Annotated in this window: 13 protein-coding genes; 6 read left to right on the forward strand and 7 right to left on the reverse strand. The window is 71.1% G+C overall.

Annotation, left to right across the window (positions count from 1 at the left end; all coding sequences use genetic code 11):
• Positions 1–6: 6 nt before the first annotated feature.
• Genes ACWGKT_RS37410 through ACWGKT_RS37425 form a run of 4 tightly spaced genes read right to left on the reverse strand, consistent with a single transcriptional unit; the run spans position 7 to position 6,142 of the window.
• Positions 7–2,007, reverse strand: a complete 2,001-nt coding sequence (locus ACWGKT_RS37410; protein ID WP_453277159.1) for a vWA domain-containing protein — start codon at positions 2,005–2,007, stop codon at positions 7–9.
• On the reverse strand, positions 2,004–3,320 hold the full coding sequence (locus ACWGKT_RS37415; protein ID WP_356151747.1) for a KH domain-containing protein: 1,317 nt from the start codon (positions 3,318–3,320) through the stop codon (positions 2,004–2,006). Before ACWGKT_RS37415 ends, ACWGKT_RS37410 begins: the two co-directional genes overlap by 4 nt.
• Positions 3,317–4,966 carry a hypothetical protein gene (locus ACWGKT_RS37420; protein WP_453277160.1) on the reverse strand — a complete coding sequence of 550 codons (1,650 nt, stop codon included), beginning with the start codon at positions 4,964–4,966 and terminating at the stop codon, positions 3,317–3,319. Before ACWGKT_RS37420 ends, ACWGKT_RS37415 begins: the two co-directional genes overlap by 4 nt.
• Before the next feature lie 45 nt (positions 4,967–5,011).
• Positions 5,012–6,142 (reverse strand): FHA domain-containing protein, encoded by a 1,131-nt coding sequence (locus ACWGKT_RS37425; protein ID WP_453277161.1) that lies wholly within the window; start codon positions 6,140–6,142, stop codon positions 5,012–5,014.
• 360 nt (positions 6,143–6,502) lie between these two features.
• Between ACWGKT_RS37425 and ACWGKT_RS37430 the strand changes: the two genes are divergently transcribed.
• Positions 6,503–7,879, forward strand: a complete 1,377-nt coding sequence (locus ACWGKT_RS37430) for a hypothetical protein (RefSeq protein ID WP_453277162.1) — start codon at positions 6,503–6,505, stop codon at positions 7,877–7,879.
• Positions 7,880–7,885: 6 nt separating this feature from the next.
• Here the strand turns inward: ACWGKT_RS37430 and ACWGKT_RS37435 are convergent, their stop codons facing one another.
• Positions 7,886–8,287: a pyrophosphohydrolase domain-containing protein gene (locus ACWGKT_RS37435; RefSeq protein WP_356151739.1), complete on the reverse strand. Its 402-nt coding sequence runs from the start codon at positions 8,285–8,287 to the stop codon at positions 7,886–7,888.
• 87 nt (positions 8,288–8,374) lie between these two features.
• Between ACWGKT_RS37435 and ACWGKT_RS37440 the strand changes: the two genes are divergently transcribed.
• The gene (locus tag ACWGKT_RS37440) at positions 8,375–9,373 is read left to right on the forward strand and encodes a TAXI family TRAP transporter solute-binding subunit (protein WP_453277163.1); all 999 of its coding nucleotides are present in this window, start codon (positions 8,375–8,377) and stop codon (positions 9,371–9,373) included.
• Between the two features lie 45 nt (positions 9,374–9,418).
• Here the strand turns inward: ACWGKT_RS37440 and ACWGKT_RS37445 are convergent, their stop codons facing one another.
• Entirely contained in the window at positions 9,419–10,849 is a 1,431-nt protein-coding gene (locus ACWGKT_RS37445; protein ID WP_356151735.1) for a sensor histidine kinase, read from the reverse strand.
• 9 nt (positions 10,850–10,858) lie between these two features.
• Positions 10,859–11,545 carry a response regulator transcription factor gene (locus tag ACWGKT_RS37450; protein ID WP_356151733.1) on the reverse strand — a complete coding sequence of 229 codons (687 nt, stop codon included), beginning with the start codon at positions 11,543–11,545 and terminating at the stop codon, positions 10,859–10,861.
• A 298-nt stretch (positions 11,546–11,843) separates the two neighbouring features.
• Here ACWGKT_RS37450 and ACWGKT_RS37455 point away from each other — a divergent pair, with 298 nt between their 5' ends.
• From ACWGKT_RS37455 to ACWGKT_RS37470, 4 genes are all read left to right on the forward strand, one after another.
• Positions 11,844–12,620: an amino acid ABC transporter ATP-binding protein gene (locus tag ACWGKT_RS37455; RefSeq protein WP_356151731.1), complete on the forward strand. Its 777-nt coding sequence runs from the start codon at positions 11,844–11,846 to the stop codon at positions 12,618–12,620.
• 79 nt (positions 12,621–12,699) lie between these two features.
• Complete coding sequence (locus tag ACWGKT_RS37460) at positions 12,700–13,542, forward strand: glutamate ABC transporter substrate-binding protein (RefSeq protein ID WP_453277164.1); 843 nt, start codon at positions 12,700–12,702, stop codon at positions 13,540–13,542.
• Between the two features lie 111 nt (positions 13,543–13,653).
• Entirely contained in the window at positions 13,654–14,319 is a 666-nt protein-coding gene (locus tag ACWGKT_RS37465) for an amino acid ABC transporter permease (RefSeq protein ID WP_453277165.1), read from the forward strand.
• Positions 14,316–15,215, forward strand: a complete 900-nt coding sequence (locus tag ACWGKT_RS37470; RefSeq protein WP_453277166.1) for an amino acid ABC transporter permease — start codon at positions 14,316–14,318, stop codon at positions 15,213–15,215. The genes ACWGKT_RS37465 and ACWGKT_RS37470 overlap by 4 nt, the downstream gene beginning before the upstream one ends.
• Positions 15,216–15,339 lie beyond the last annotated feature (124 nt).

Here is a 15,339-nt window from a genome sequence, read left to right on the forward strand (position 1 = left end):
GCCGTCTCACAGCCTGAAGCGGGGCTGGAGCCCGAGCTGCAGCGAGCCGGACGGGCTGCCCGCGGGCACACCGGCCGTGCCGTCGGCCGACGCGACGTCGTACGGCAGGTCGGAGTCGGCCGTACGCCCGTCGGTACGGTCTTCGCCGGGCGAACCGGCCGGGGGCAGCCCCTCCAGCTGTCCGGCCAGCGCCTCCACGAGGTCGGACAGCCGGTCGCAGCGCTCCAGGATCCATTCGTCCTCGTCGAAGGCCGTGCCGGGGGCGGTGAGACGCTGGTGCTCGTCCCTGAGCCCGGACAGGAAGCCGCGCAGACGCTGGAGTTCCGCGTCGACGTCCTTCGGCGGCGGCGTCGCTCCGCTCTGCGAGAGCAGCGCCCGGCCGACCATCCTGACGAACGCCCTGGCGTCGGACACTCCGTGCCGCCCCTCGATGCCGAGGGTCACGGCGTCCCAGAGCTGCCGCTGGTCCAGCAGCGGGGTCCGCAGCGCGGCCTGAGCGGCCTCGACACAGCGGGCGACCGCGGCGGACAGCCGTTCGCGGACGAAGTCCCGGCGCTGGGCGAAGTCCTGCGACTGCGCCGCCGTACGACCGGCCGCGAGCCGCGCCGCCCACTCGCGCAGCACCTCCGCCGTCCCCGCCGGCACACCGGACGCCGGGCGGGGGATGCGGGTCGTGGGAACGCGGCGTGACAGCCCCGCGCCGAGGCCGGAGAAGTACTCGTCCAGCACCTCGTAGCCACCGATGGCGGCGGGATCTCCGCCGCCGACCCGGACCAGCTCGGACAGCAGGGTGTGGTCCGGCCGCAGCGACTCGTGGTCCCGCACCCCGGACCGCGCGATCCAGCTCTCGTACATCGGGAGGGTGCTGATGCCGATCGCGTGCACCCGGATGTCCATGGCGGTGTGCAGGTGCTCCATCAGGCTCACCGGCTCCTGGTGGGCGTACACCACCTCACCGGCCCCCTGATCGCCCTTCGGCGCCCAGTGCGCGCCGTCGCTCACCAGGACGATGAGTTTGTCGTTGCCGGGTTTCTGGTGGCGGTAGAGGAGGTTGGCCGCCTCGTGCAGGGCGTTGCCGATGTCGGTGCCCCCGGCCTGGGCCTGCAGCAGGGCGATGGCGTGCCGGAACGCCTCCGCATCGGCCGGGGTCCCGGCATCGACCTCCGCCATGCCGCCCTGGCGCGGGAAGACCTGCTCCGTCTCGTGGGTGAACTTCATCAGCGCGACCCGGGAGACCCGGCCGCTGACCTGGAGCCGGACGTCGAGCAGGTGCTGCAGCGCGTCCTGGAGCGTACGCATCCGGCTGACGCCCGCCGTGCGGTTGCGGGACCCCGTGAAGGTGCGCCAGTCCCGCTGGGTGGCCGCGCGGGCCGCGGCGTACTCCCCCTCCCAGACGATGTCCTCGCACCCCATGGAACCGCTGCAGTCGGCCAGGATGACGATGTCGACGCCGCTGCGGGAGCCCGGCACGAACAGGTCCACGGTGGTGCGCGGGCCGATCTTCACGATCACGCCGACACGGCCGCCGGCGTCGTACTGCCGCACCCGGAAGGGGACGGAGCCGACGTCGAGCCACAACTCCTGTTCGTCGGGCGGGATCCAGAGGAACCTGCCGATCAGTCCCGCCGTGGACAGTTCCTCCGTGGTGTCGTCCAGGGAGCGCTCGGTCGAGGACTCCAGCCGGACCGAGCGGGCCTCCACGACCGCGGCCGGGTCGAGTCGCCAGGTGGCCGTCTCCTCGGCACCGGCGAACCCGGTGGCACCGGCGAGGTCGTCGGGCAGGGCCAGCACGCCGGACGGCACCTCGTCGAGCGGCACCACTTCTACGGCGCGCGAGGTGCTGTCGTAACCGGTGCCGACGGTGAGGACGGCGAGGCGGTCGTCCGGGGAGGCGCTCGCGGCCGGCCAGTCGGCGGTGGCGACACCGACGCGGTCCGCTGCCAGGACGCCTCCGGAGGGCACGATCACCGCCTTGGTGCCGGTCGAGTCCACCGGTCGTCCAGTCATCGTCGGCTCCGATCGCCCTCGAACTTCACATCCACGCCCAGCTCGTCCCGGTACCTGGCCACGTTCGCGCCCTTGGCGCCGATGAAGAGGCCGCGCAGTTGCGACGGAAGGTCGACGAAGAGGATGCCCCGCCGTTCCGTGACCCCGTTGCGCACGCGGGGTGCCTTGTACTCCACCAGCCGCAGCGCCGCCGCGACCTCCGGCCCTCTGCGCCCGTCCTGCTGCTCGACCAGCGCCTGTAAGCGCGACAGCAGTCGCTCGCCCTCCTTCGCCGTGCCCACCAGCGCGTCCAGTTCGCGCCGCCATCCCGCGTCGGCCCGGCGCAGGGCGTCGGCGGAGCGCCGGTCCCCGGCGGCCGAGCTGTCCTCGCACAGCCTTCTCAACAGGTCGTAGACGGCCGAGTAGTCGACGGCGAGACGCGGGTGCCCCGTGTTGCGCAGGTTGTGGCTGAAGGACACGAGCCTGGGGATCCGGTACTCGCCGCCGCGGCGGGCGGCGGTGGCGGCGATCTGCCGCATCAGCTCCGCCGGCTCCCAGCCGCGCAGCGCCGCGTAGTGCTGCCGGCACAGCCCCAGGCCGGTCTTCTCGCCGCCGAAGACCTGCCAGCGCAGGGCGTGCCGGGTGCAGGCCTGGCGCCCGCAGGAGCGGCCGGAACCGTCCACGATGTCGCAGGCCATGGTGCCGACTCCACGGCACCCGCTCTGCTCGCAGACGGGGAACGCCAGCTGGTAGCAGGGCTGGCAGTAGTCGGTGTCCGGGTCCTCGGGGTGGCGGACGCGATGGGCGTCGCACCAGGCCGTCCGCGCGTGGCACCGGGTACCGGCGCACCGGAAGGTGGCCGGCTGTCCGCAGGCCCGGCAACCGGGCTGGTGGACCGGGCAGTTGGTGGCGAGCGAGCCGTCCAGGATGACGACGTGCTCGTCGCAGACCCGGTCCCCGCGCCCGCTGCCCGCGCAGTCGCGGCAGAGGAACGGCCCGTACGTCCGCGTGCCGGACTCGGCGCAGGTGCCGCAGCGGTAGGAGACGTTCGCGCGCTGCCGTACGGCGACGACGTCGAAGCGCGTGCCCTGGTGGGCGACCGTCACGCCGGGCCTCAGTCGCACGACTTCCACCGCGATGTCGCCGAACTGCGAACTCCACGAGTACGGGAAGCCCGTCCGCAGCGGGTGTCCCAGCAGGCCAGGCTCCAACTGCTCCCACAGTTCGGCGAACTGCTCGGCCCCGGTCGGGTTGAGCCGGGACGCGCGCAGGTCGAGCACGACCTCGACGTCACCGACCGGTACCGGGGTGTGCTCCGGATGTACGGCGGTCATGGCTGAGGCCTGTCCTTCCCCCGGTTCGGCCGGTCGCCCGTGCCCTTCTTCGGCTGCTGGTCCGGCCTGTTCCGGCGGTCTCTGTCCGGGCGGCCCGCGGAGCGGTCAGGTCGGCTTCCCGAACGGTCCGGGTTGTTTCCCGAGCGGTCCGGGTTGTTTCCCGAGCGGTCGGGTCGATTGCCTGAACGGTCTTGACGGCCTCCCGAACGGTCCGGGCGACCCCCGGAGCCGTCCGGGCTGTTTCCGGAGCGGTCAGGTCGGTTCCCGGAGCGATCCGACCGGTTTCCCGAACGATCCGGTCGGCCTCCGGAGCGATCCGGGCGCTTTCCGGAACGGTCCGGGCGGCCTCCCTGGCGGTCCGGTCGGTTTCCCGCGAGGTTCTGCGGGCGGTCGCGGTCGCGTCGGGCCTGACGTGTGAGGCCGCTGTCCAGGGCCTCGGCCCAGGCCTTCAGCATCAGCGGACCGCTGCCCGGGTACCGGGCCAGCACCGCGCCCAGCAGGGGCCCGCCGGGCCGTGGGTCGGTCAGCGCCTCGCGCACGGCCTCCGCCAGCATGCGCCGGCCACCGAGATCCCGGGGCAACAGGTCCTGGGCGCGCAGCGGTTGGCCGCCCGGCAGCTCCACCAGGCACAGCAGGGGCAGGATCTCCTCCGGGGTGACGTCCAGCCGGCTGAACTCCGGCACCAGGTCGTCCAGGAGTGTGCGGACCGCCTGCCGGGCGGAGACCTTGCGCTCGCCGCGCTTGTCCTGGCCGCGGCGCTCGTGATCGCGGGAGCGGCCCCCGTCGCGCTCCCGGTCGCGGGGCCGCTCGTCCTGCGCCAGCGCGGCGCGCAGCCCCTCGGAGATCACGCGGGCGCGGTTCTCCTCCAGCAGTTGCTGCGGTCCGTGTCCTTCGCGGCGCCCGTCCGCCACCAGGGAGCGCGCTCGCATGGCCAGGGCGCTCAGAAGCAGTGCGTGCGCCCTCGTGTCGGCCAGCGAGGTCTGCGCGTCCAGGCAGCGGACCAGTACGGCGTCGGCGCCGACCGCCGGGGAGATGTCCATGCGGTCCAGGTGGCTGATGCCGTCCCGGCGGCGTAACTCGGCCTGCACCCGGTAGAGATGGTGTTCCGTCACCGAGGCGAGGAAGCGGGTGGCGAGGTGTTCGTGCGAGTCGGCGAGCCAGCGTGACCCGATGCGGTCACGGCTTCCGCCGGAGAGAAAGGCGCCCCGACCGGCGATCGCGATCAGCAGGGGGCTGTGCCGGCGCAGGAGGTTGCACAGGACCTCCTGCTCCACCGGATCGCCGGTGGCCAGCCAGTGCGTGTCGCCGTCCGGGGAGACGGCCTGGCCGTCCAGGGACAGTCCGGGCGCCGTCAGCGCCCCGCCGGCCTGTCTCGCCGCCGCGTCGATGTTCCTCAGGGCCAGGCCCAGCGCCTCGAACGCGTCGCCGCGCGCGCCGCGCGTACCCAGCCACATCATCGGCGTGATCAGCCGTAGCAGCTCCGGGCGCCGAGGATGTCGTTCCAGCCGTAACGCGCCGCCCCCTGTGTCGGGCAGGCCCCGGTTCACCGCTGCCGCCATGACGGCGCCCGCATCCGTGCCTTGGACCGCCAGCGCTTTGGCGAACGACTGCCGCGCGGCCCCCACCCGTGTCAAACTCACCAGCACGCAAGGCAGCCTAGCTGTGTGACGTGGCTCTCACAACGGACTTCGTCATCCTTCATCATCTCTTGTGACCTTTTGACGCGGCGGCTCCTCGAATGCCGTCGTCGCGCCTCCGCCGCCGCCGTAGTCCGGGTGCCCCGCTTCGGGGCTGTACCGCCGTCCGGACATCCTGATCGACACCGCACCGGCGAGGATCAGTTGGTCCGGCGCGTTCAGCCGGGCGGTGTCGCCCGGCGGCAGCCGCTTGGGCTCGCCCAGCGCCCGGCCGCCCCAGCGTCGCACCTCGGTGCCGTGCGTCGAACCGATGTCACGCGCCGACAGCGTCAGCCCGTCGTCGAGTTCCAGCAGCAGATGGTGGCGGCTGACGGCCGCGACGGCGCTCCGGTGCCTGCGGTCCAGTCCGTCCAGGTTGATGCCGTGCGCGAGGGCGCCGCGTCCGACTTCCACGCAGTCGCCCGCCTCCAGCGGGAAGCGCAGGATCTCCGACCCGTCGTCCTGTCGCGCGACGACGATCTGCCGCGAGGGCCTGCGCGCCCCCACCTGCACGAGCGGCCTGCGGCAGTTGGGGTCCGGGCACACCGGAGTGCCGGTCGCCCGGTCCACCGCGGGCCACAACAGGATCCGGTCCGGCCAGAGTTGGGCCAGCGCGCACCGGGACACGCACTTCCAGGCGAACCCCAGCACGGCCTTGCGGTCCTTGAGCCCGTCCCGGACCAGTTCCTTGTCCTCCTCGGCACGCGACACGACCTGTCCGGCCACCGGCACGATGCCGCTCGACCCGAACCCCAGCCCCGTGCCCTCCCGTCGCCACGCGTGGAACCGCTCGGCCGCGCCCTCGATCCACGGGTGCCGCCGCCGCATGTCGACGAACTTGTCCCGGCTGATGACCCGCAGGCCGCCCTCCTTCGCCCTGGTCAGCAGTACGGGGTCCGCGTACGGCACGGCCACGAGCTCGCCCGAGCGGCACATCCGGTCGAACTCGCGTCGCTCCCCGGCCGGGAGTTCGTACCGCAGAGCCCGGTCCACCACGCACTCCAGCCGCGTCTGCGCGCCGTACAGCCCGCGCCAGGCCTCGGTCAGCCGTCTCAGCCGGTCCAGCCGGGGCACCTTCGACCACGGCTCGATGTCGCCCGCCCAGCAGACGTTCGACACATCGACAACGGCGTGCATCTCCGGCATGACCGCGTTCGCCTCCGATCCGTTCGTCCGGCATGGCCACGATGCCCCATCGGTAAGCGACTCGGCCGGTGAACCACGGTTTGCGCACGCGGAGTTCGGCACGTTCGGCCGACCAACAGGCGTTGGTATCCTCGGCGCTGGCCACCCGACGAGCGACATCCGGCCACCGCGAGGCCGAAAACAACCGTGGGGCAGGTCACTTCGAGATGTGACCGGAATGCGGAGGCCGCGTGTGCCAGTCGTGGCATGCTCATGTCTTGTCATATGGTTACCGGCCGGTACTACCCGGCGGTGCCTTCTCGCGACCCCCCACCTTCAGGACTGACCTTGCGCAGACGCACAGGGCGCACGTATGCCCTCATGCCCGCCTTGGCCGTGACCGCCCTCCTCATCGCCACCGGCTGTTCCTCCTCCTCGCCGCAGGACGCGCGGCCGGTGGCCGACCAGAGCCAACAGGCCCGTACCCCGGTGGCGGCCGCCACCGCGGCGGCGGACCACTCGCTCTCCGTCGCCGCCGCTCCCGCCGCCACCGCGACCGCCGCCGCGGGCCCCGTCGGCTCGGGCAGGCCGGCGCACAGGACGACGCTCAAAGTGAGCGCGTACGACAACAAGACCCGACGCGCCGTCATCTCCACCAAGAAGAAGCCGGGTTCGGCTTCACCGTCCCCCGGCTCCTCCCCCGCCCCGCGCGAAGCCGCTGTCGGTGACGTCATCGCCAGCGCCCCCGCGCCGGGCGCGCCGCACGGTCTGCTCGCCAAGGTCACCAAGGTGATCGGCGAGACCGACGCGGGCACGGAGGTGCAGACCGAGCCGGCCGCGCTCAACTCCGTGCTCGGCGACGACACGGCCAAGGGCACCGTGCCCGTCGACCCGGCCGCCTTCGACGTCACCAAGCTGCTGCCCGACGTGAAGGTCTCCTGGTCGAAGACCGGTGATGTGCACGTCGGCCCGAAGGGCGCCTCCGTGCCCCTCGGCAGCCTGCGGCTCGACGTCTCCGCCGAGGTGCCGACGGCCGAGGGCGCCCCCGTGTCGGCGGCCGCCTCGGTGTCCGGCTTCGTACAGGTCGCCCCGCAGGTCGACTTCAAGTACGGCGGGGCGGGCACCGACGCGGCGCCCGGCTCGGCCTATCTGGGCGTGTCCGGTGACTGGAAGTCGGGCTGGGCCGTCAAGGGCCGCGCCGCCGCCTCGACCGCCCCGCTCAGGATCCCGTTCGCCAAGCTGCACGCCGACCCGGTCCTGCAGGTCGGCCCGGTCCCGGTGGTCGTCAACCTCGACCTGACCTGCTACTTCCAGATCAGCGCCGACGGCAAGGTCACCGTCGACGTGGAGCAGAGCCTCAAGGGTGACTTCAAGGCGGGCGGCACCTTCGGCGCCGGCAAGGGCTGGACCCCGGTCAGCTCCTCGGACATGACGAGCACGCCGGTCCGCTCCACGCTGACCGCCGCCGGGAACGTGAAGGCGGCGCTCGGCGCCGAGGCCTCCGTCGGCCTCTACGGCACCGTGGGCGTCTCCGCCGACCTGGCGCCCTACCTGCGCGGTGAAGCCGCGGGGACGGTGACCGCCTCCTCCGACACCCCCGGGGCGCGGTTCACCGGCACCTGGGGTCTGTACGGCGGTGTCGATCTGTCCGGCACCCTGCGGCTCCAGCTGTCGATCTTCGGTACGCCGGTGTTCCAGCGCAGCATCCCGCTGGGCGCCCTGCACCGCGAGTGGAAGCTGGCGGGCACCGGCGTCTGAGCCCTGTCAGGCGTCGCCGGGGGCCCAGCCCTGGCGGCGCAGCACGGCCGACACGTCCGGCGCCACATAGTGGTCGCCCTTGAGGACCTTGCCGTCGGCCCGGCGCGCGACCTGCCCGTCGGGCCCCAGCTTGCTCATGTTGGAGCGGTGGATCTCGGCCAGCACCGCGTCCAGGTCGATGCCGTGCACCAGGGCCGTGCCGTACGCCACGTAGACCACGTCGGCCAGTTCGTGCGCGAGCCGGTCCAGGGGGCCGACCGCGACCTCGGCGACCTCCGCGGCCTCCTCTGCGAGCAGTTCCCCGCGGTGCGCCGCCAGCGCGGGGGACACCTCGCTCGGCGTACTGCGGGTGTCCAGGCCGAAGGCGCGGTGGAATTCATGGACGAGGCGGGCGGGCGAGGAGGTCATACGGCGACTCTAGCCGCCGCCACCGACAGGCCCCCGCGTGCGCACCGGCCTGGTCAGGACCCTGGGGCGCCTGGCAGGATCGCGCGCATGTCCACTGTGTTCCCCCGTATCGGCAGGCGCCGCGCGCTTCAGGGCGCGGCCGCCGGCTTCGTCGCTTTCGGGCTGCTGCTGTGGTGGCTGCTGCCCCTGGGCGAGGACCCTCCGGGCGGAACCATCGTCTTCAGCACCGGAACACCGCGCGGTGTCTACCAGGAGTACGGCGAGCGGCTGCGCTCCGAGCTCGACCGGGACATGCCGGAGCTGAAGGTGACGCTGCTGAACAGCGCCGGTTCGCAGGAGAACGTGCGGCGCGTGGCGACCGGGCGGGCCGACTTCACCATCGCGGCGGCCGACGCGGTCGAGACGTACGAGCTCCAGCACGGCAGCGGTGCCGGGCGGCTGCGCGGTGTGGCCCGGCTGTACGACGACTACGTACAACTCGTCGTGCCGCGCGACTCGGAGGTCAGGAACGTCTCCGACCTCAGGCACAAGCGGGTGGCGATAGGGCTGCCCAACTCGGGCGTGCGGCTGATCGCCCAGCGGGTACTCAGGGCGGCGGGGATCGACCCGGCCAGGGACATCAAGCCGATGTCCGACGGCATCGACACCGGGCCCGGCCGGCTGAAGAAGGGCAAGATCGACGCGTTCTTCTGGTCCGGCGGGCTGCCCACCAAGGGCCTGGTCGAACTGGCCCGGACGTTCGACTTCAAGTTCGTGCCGATCGGCGGCGACCTCGTCGCCCGGCTCCACACCGAGGGGGACGCGGCGCGGTACTACCGGGCCACCAACATGCCGGAGTCCGCCTACCCCTCCGTCCAGCAGGGCTCCACCGTGCCGACCATCGCGGTGTCGAACGTTCTGATGACCCGCAAGGACATCGACCCCCGCCTCACCGAGTGGGTGACCCGCACCGTCATCAAGAGCCGCGACGGCATCGGCGCACACGTCCACTCCGCCCAGCTGGTCGACCTGCGTACCGCCATCTACACGGACCCGCTCATGCTGCACGAGGGCGCGCGCCGCTACTACCGCTCGCTCAAGCCGTAACGGCCCACGACGCGGCACCGCACGGGTGCCTGCCCGCGGGCCCGGTCACGGACCCTCGCGGTCGGCCTCCTGGTCCACCGGCCCGCTCCTGGGCACCGTCACCGTCACCCGCAGGCCGTGCGGCTCGTGGTGCTCGTACGCGATCGAGCCGCCGGCCGCGCCGAGGAGGGCGCGGGTGATGGACAGGCCCAGGCCGGAGCCCTTGACGTTCTGATGGCGGCCGCTGCGCCAGAAGCGGTCGCCGACGCGGGCGAGTTCCTCGTCGGTGAGGCCGGGGCCGGTGTCGGTGACGTCGACCGTCGAGGTGGCGCCGTTGGAGGCGACGGTGACCTCCACGGTGCCGTCCTCGGGCGTGAACTTCACCGCGTTGTCGATCACCGCGTCCAGCGCGCTGGACAACGTGATGGGGTCGGACCATGCCGTGGTGGGCGGGCAGTCGCCGGTCAGCCGCACGCCCCTGGCCTCGGCGGCCGGCGCCCACGCGGCCACCCGCTCGGCGGCCAGCTGGCCGATGTCGGTCAGCCGCAGGTCCGCCTCGGCGTGCTCGGCCAGCGCCAGGTCGAGCAGGTCGTCCAGAACCTGCGTGAGGCGCTTGCCCTCGGTGCGGACCGAGGCGATCTCCTCGTTGTCCTCGGGCAGTTCGAGGGCGAGCAGCTCGATGCGCAGCAGCAGCGCCGAGAGCGGGTTGCGCAACTGGTGCGAGGCGTCCGCGACGAAGGCGCGCTGCTGCTCCAGGACGTCCTCGACGTTGTCCGCCATCTCGTTGAACGAGCGGGCCAGCCTGCGGAGTTCCGGCGGTCCGCCGGCCACCGCGACCCGGGACTTCAGCCGTCCGGTGGCGATGTCATGGGTGGTGGCGTCGAGGACGCGGACGGGCCTGAGCACCCAGCCGGTCAGGCGCAGCGCGGCCCCGACGGCCAGCAGCATCGCGGCGATCTCGCCGGCCCCGATGAGCAGCCAGCCGCGCAGCGTCCGCGACCGCATCGGCCCGGTGGGCGAGTCGGTGACCACCACGGCCACCACGTCGCCGTCCCGGATCACCGGCGAGGCGACGATGAGGCGGTTGCGCTGCCAGGGCCACACCTGCTGCGGGTCGTGGCTGCGACGGCTGAGCAGGGCCTCCTGGAAGGCCTCACGGACCTCGCCGGTCAGCGGGAGGAACCAGTCGTCCGGGGCGTTGGCCATCGCCGCGCCGCTGCGGTAGAAGACGCCGGCGCGGATGCCGTAGACCCCGTAGTAGCTGCTGAGTTCGCGGCGCAGGGTCTCGGTGCGCTCGTCCTCGGCGCTGAGGGGCGATCCGGTGGGCCCGTCAGTGACGAACTGGGCGAGCGCCGCGAACCGCGCCGTGTCGTCGATCCGGTCGACGACCACCTTCTGCTGCTGGGCCGCCGCGAGGCTGACGGCGAGCGGCAGGCCGAGCGCGAGCAGCACGGCGGCCATCAGGACGATGAGCAGCGGGAGGAGACGTGTGCGCACCCGTCCCCGCTACGCGGCCGGGGCGACGAGCCGGTAGCCGACGCCGCGTACGGTCTCGATGAGTGCGGGCATGCGCAGCTTGGCGCGCAGGGAGGCCACGTGCACCTCCAGGGTGCGCCCGGTGCCCTCCCAGCTGGTGCGCCACACCTCGCTGATGATCTGCTCCCGCCTGAAGACCACTCCGGGGCGCTGGGCGAGCAGCGCGAGCAGATCGAACTCCTTGCGGGTCAGCTGGACCACCGAACCGTCCACGCTGACCTGACGGTTGGGCAGTTCGATGCACACCGGACCGAGGCGCAGCGCGCCCTCGTCGCCCGGTGCCGCGTCCTCGTGGGCGGTGCGCCGGCTGACGGCGTGGATCCGGGCGAGCAGCTCCCCGGTGTCGTACGGCTTCACCACGTAGTCGTCGGCGCCCAGGTTGAGGCCGTGGATGCGGGACCGTACGTCGGAGCGCGCGGTGACCATGATGACCGGGGTGCTGGTGCGCTTGCGGATCTTGCCGCAGACCTCGTAGCCGTCCTGGTCGGGCAGGCCCAGGTCGAGCAGGACGACACCGAAACCGGCGCCTTCGGGGACGAGCGCCTGGAGCGCCTCCTCGCCGCTGCGGGCGTGCGTGACGTCGAATCCGTGCCGCGCGAGGACGGCGGACAGGGCCGCGGCGACGTGGTTGTCGTCCTCGACGAGCAGCAGTCTCATCCCGGCCCCCTCCGGTTCAGCGTTCGTATGATCTTGGTTCGTGGTCGGCTTGTAGAAAACGCGCGCACGCGCGCGAGTGCAACAAGGCAGTCACGCTGATGGACGATGATTGCGTCAAGAGGGTTCCGGTTGCCCGCAGGTTCCGTTACGCGGCCGATACCTGGCCGCCCACAACTGCTACGACACGTGTCCGATTGCTATCGGATCGTGATGCTCAGATTCCCCTCAGATGTAATGACGCTGGTCATTCGGGGTTACTACATTCCTCCGAAACCGAGGAGGACGGAGCCCGAAAGCGATGACCGAAGTATCGGTGGCCAAGCAAGACGTGGCCGCGACCGGCGAACTGGTCGTCCTGAAGAGCGTCAACAAGCACTTCGGCGCGTTGCACGTACTCCAGGACATCGATCTGACCATCGCCCGCGGCGAGGTTGTCGTGGTCATCGGACCCTCCGGGTCCGGTAAGTCCACGCTGTGCCGCACCATCAACCGCCTGGAGACCATCGACTCGGGCACCATCACGATCGACGGAAAGCCGCTGCCCCAGGAGGGCAAGGAGCTGGCCCGGCTGCGCGCGGACGTCGGGATGGTCTTCCAGTCCTTCAACCTCTTCGCGCACAAGACCGTGCTCGAGAACGTGATGCTCGGCCAGGTCAAGGTCCGCAAGGCGGACAAGAAGCAGGCCGAGGAGAAGGCCCGCACCCTGCTCGACCGGGTGGGCGTGGGCACTCAGGCCGACAAGTACCCCGCGCAGCTCTCCGGCGGCCAGCAGCAGCGCGTCGCCATCGCGCGGGCCCTGGCGATGGGCCCGAAGGTCATGCTCTTCGACGAGCCGACCTCGGCCCTGGACCCGGAGATGATCAACGAGGTCCTCGAAGTCATGCAGCAGCTCGCCCGTGACGGCATGACGATGATCGTCGTCACCCACGAGATGGGCTTCGCACGATCGGCTGCAAACCGAGTGGTCTTCATGGCGGACGGTCGCATCGTCGAAGAGGCTGCGCCCGACCAGTTCTTCAGCAATCCGCGCAGTGACCGGGCCAAGGACTTCCTGTCGAAGATCCTGCACCACTGACGGCACCTTCCCGCGCCCCGGACGACCCGGGCCTCCCGCCAGACGTCCCGCTTCTCCTCACCAGACAAAGGATGTTCAGATGAAGCTCCGCAAGGTCACCGCCGCCTCGGCCGCCGTGCTCGCCCTCTCCCTCGCCGCCACCGCGTGCGGCTCGGACAAGAAGGACGACGGCGGTTCCTCCGGCAGCGGCGGCGGCAAGATCAAGGTCGGCATCAAGTACGACCAGCCCGGCCTCGGCCTGAAGCAGCCGGACGGTTCCTTCTCCGGCTTCGACGTCGACGTGGCGACCTACGTGGCCGGCAAGCTCGGCTACAAGCCGAACCAGATCGACTTCGTCGAGACCAAGAGCGCCGACCGCGAGAACGCCCTCTCCCGCGGCGACGTGAAGTTCATCGCGGCCACCTACTCGATCAACGACGAGCGCAAGCAGAAGGTCGACTTCGCCGGCCCCTACCTGCTGGCCCACCAGGACCTGCTGGTCAAGAAGGACTCGAACGTCACCAAGGCCACGGACCTCAACGGCAAGAAGCTGTGCTCCGTGACGGGTTCCACCTCGGCGCAGAACATCCACGACACCATCGCCCCGAAGGCCAACCTGAAGGAGTACAGCGGCTACTCGGAGTGCATCGCCGCCCTGCAGAGCGGCGCCGTGGACGCGGTGACCACCGACGACTCGATCCTCGCGGGCTTCGCCGCGCAGGACAAGTACAAGGGCCAGTTCAAGCTCGCCGGGCTCAAGCTCAGCAACGAGAACTACGGCATCGGTGTGAAGAAGGGTGACACCGCGACCGTCGACAAGATCAACAAGGCGCTGGAGTCGATGGTCAGCGACGGCTCCTGGCAGAAGGCGGTCGACAAGAACTTCGGCCCGGCCAACTACAAGAACGAGCCCGCCCCGAAGATCGGCCAGATCGTCAAGTAAGGCCGGCCCCAGCTCCGCGGGGTTCCCCGGGCGCGCCGTCGCCCGCCGCGATCACGGCGGCGGCGCGCCATGCCCTCCCCATACGCCACACACCCGGAAGCGCGGGAGATCGTGTTCGACTTTCTTGAAGGTTACGACGTCCTCGGGGCGTTCTGGATGACGGTGAAACTCACCGCCCTCTCCGCCCTGGGCTCCCTGGTCTGGGGCACCCTGCTGGCCGGGATGCGGGTCAGCCCGGTCCCGCTGATGCGCGGGTTCGCCACCGTCTACGTCAACATCGTCCGGAACATCCCCCTGACGGTGATCATCCTTTTCACCTCGCTCGGCCTCGCCGACATCTTCGGCATGACGCTGGGCGCCTCCGACTTCAAGGTCCAGGGCTTCCGGCTGGCGGTGCTCGGTTTCATCGCCTACACCGCGGCCTTCGTCTGCGAGGCACTGCGGTCCGGCATCAACACCGTGCCGCTGGGACAGGCCGAGGCGGCCCGCGCGATCGGGCTGAGCTTCAGCCAGACGCTCCGGCTGATCGTGCTGCCCCAGGCGTTCCGCTCGGTCATCGGCCCGCTGGCCAACGTGCTGATCGCGTTGACCAAGAACACCACCGTGGCGGCGGCGATCGGCGTGGCCGAGGCCGCGTATCTGATGAAGTCGATGATCGAGAACGAAGCCCAGACGCTGCTCGTCGGCGCGGTCTTCGCCTTCGGGTTCGTGGTACTGACCCTCCCCACCGGCCTCTTCCTCGGCTGGCTCGGCAAGCGCATGGCGGTGAAGCGATGAGCTCCGTTCTGTACGACACCCCCGGCCCCCGGGCCAAGCGGCGCAACGTCGTCTTCTCCGTGGTCTTCGTCCTCGTGCTCGCCCTGGCGGCGTGGTGGGTCTGGCAGAAGATGGGCGACAAGGGCCAGCTGAAGTGGGACCTGTGGGAGCCGTTCACCACGTCAGAGGCGTGGACGACGTATCTGCTGCCGGGCCTCGGCAACACCCTGAAGGCCGCCGCGCTCGCGATGGTCATCGCGCTCCCGCTGGGCGCCTTCTTCGGCATCGCGCGCATGTCGGACCACCGGTGGGTGCGGGTTCCGGCCGGGGCGGTGGTCGAATTCTTCCGCGCGATCCCGGTCCTGCTGCTGATGCTGTTCGCCAACGAGTTCTACGCCCGCTCCACGGACGTCACCAGTGACGACCGGCCGCTGTACGCCGTCGTCACCGGTCTGGTGCTCTACAACGCCTCGGTGCTCGCCGAGATCGTGCGGGCCGGCATCCTCGCGCTGCCCAAGGGGCAGACGGAGGCCGCCCACGCGATCGGCCTGCGCAAGGGCCAGACGATGACGAGCATCCTGCTCCCGCAGGCCGTCACGGCCATGCTGCCGGCCATCGTCAGCCAGCTGGTGGTCATCGTGAAGGACACCGCGCTGGGCGGCGTGATGATCGGCTACACCGAACTGCTCAGCGCGCGTCAGACGCTCGCGGCGAACTACGCCAACGTCATCCCCAGCTTCATCGTGGTGGCGATCGTCTTCGTCGTCGTGAACTTCGCCCTGACCAGCTTCGCGGGCTGGCTGGAGCGCAGGCTGCGGCGCAGCAAGCGCGGTACGGGCGCGGTACTGGCGCCGGACACGGTCGAGGACAACCCCGCGGCGATCAACGGCTCCTACGGAACCGGAACCTACGCCTGACGATCAGTCAACCCGTATGACCCGTACGGAGGGCAGTGGCATGATCGCCACTGCCTTCCGTCGCTTGACGCAAACCCCTCCAATGGGTTGCATACGTTCTGTGATCGTGCACCCCGCTCCACCT

The sequence above is a fragment of the Streptomyces sp. NPDC054794 genome (assembly GCF_053611585.1).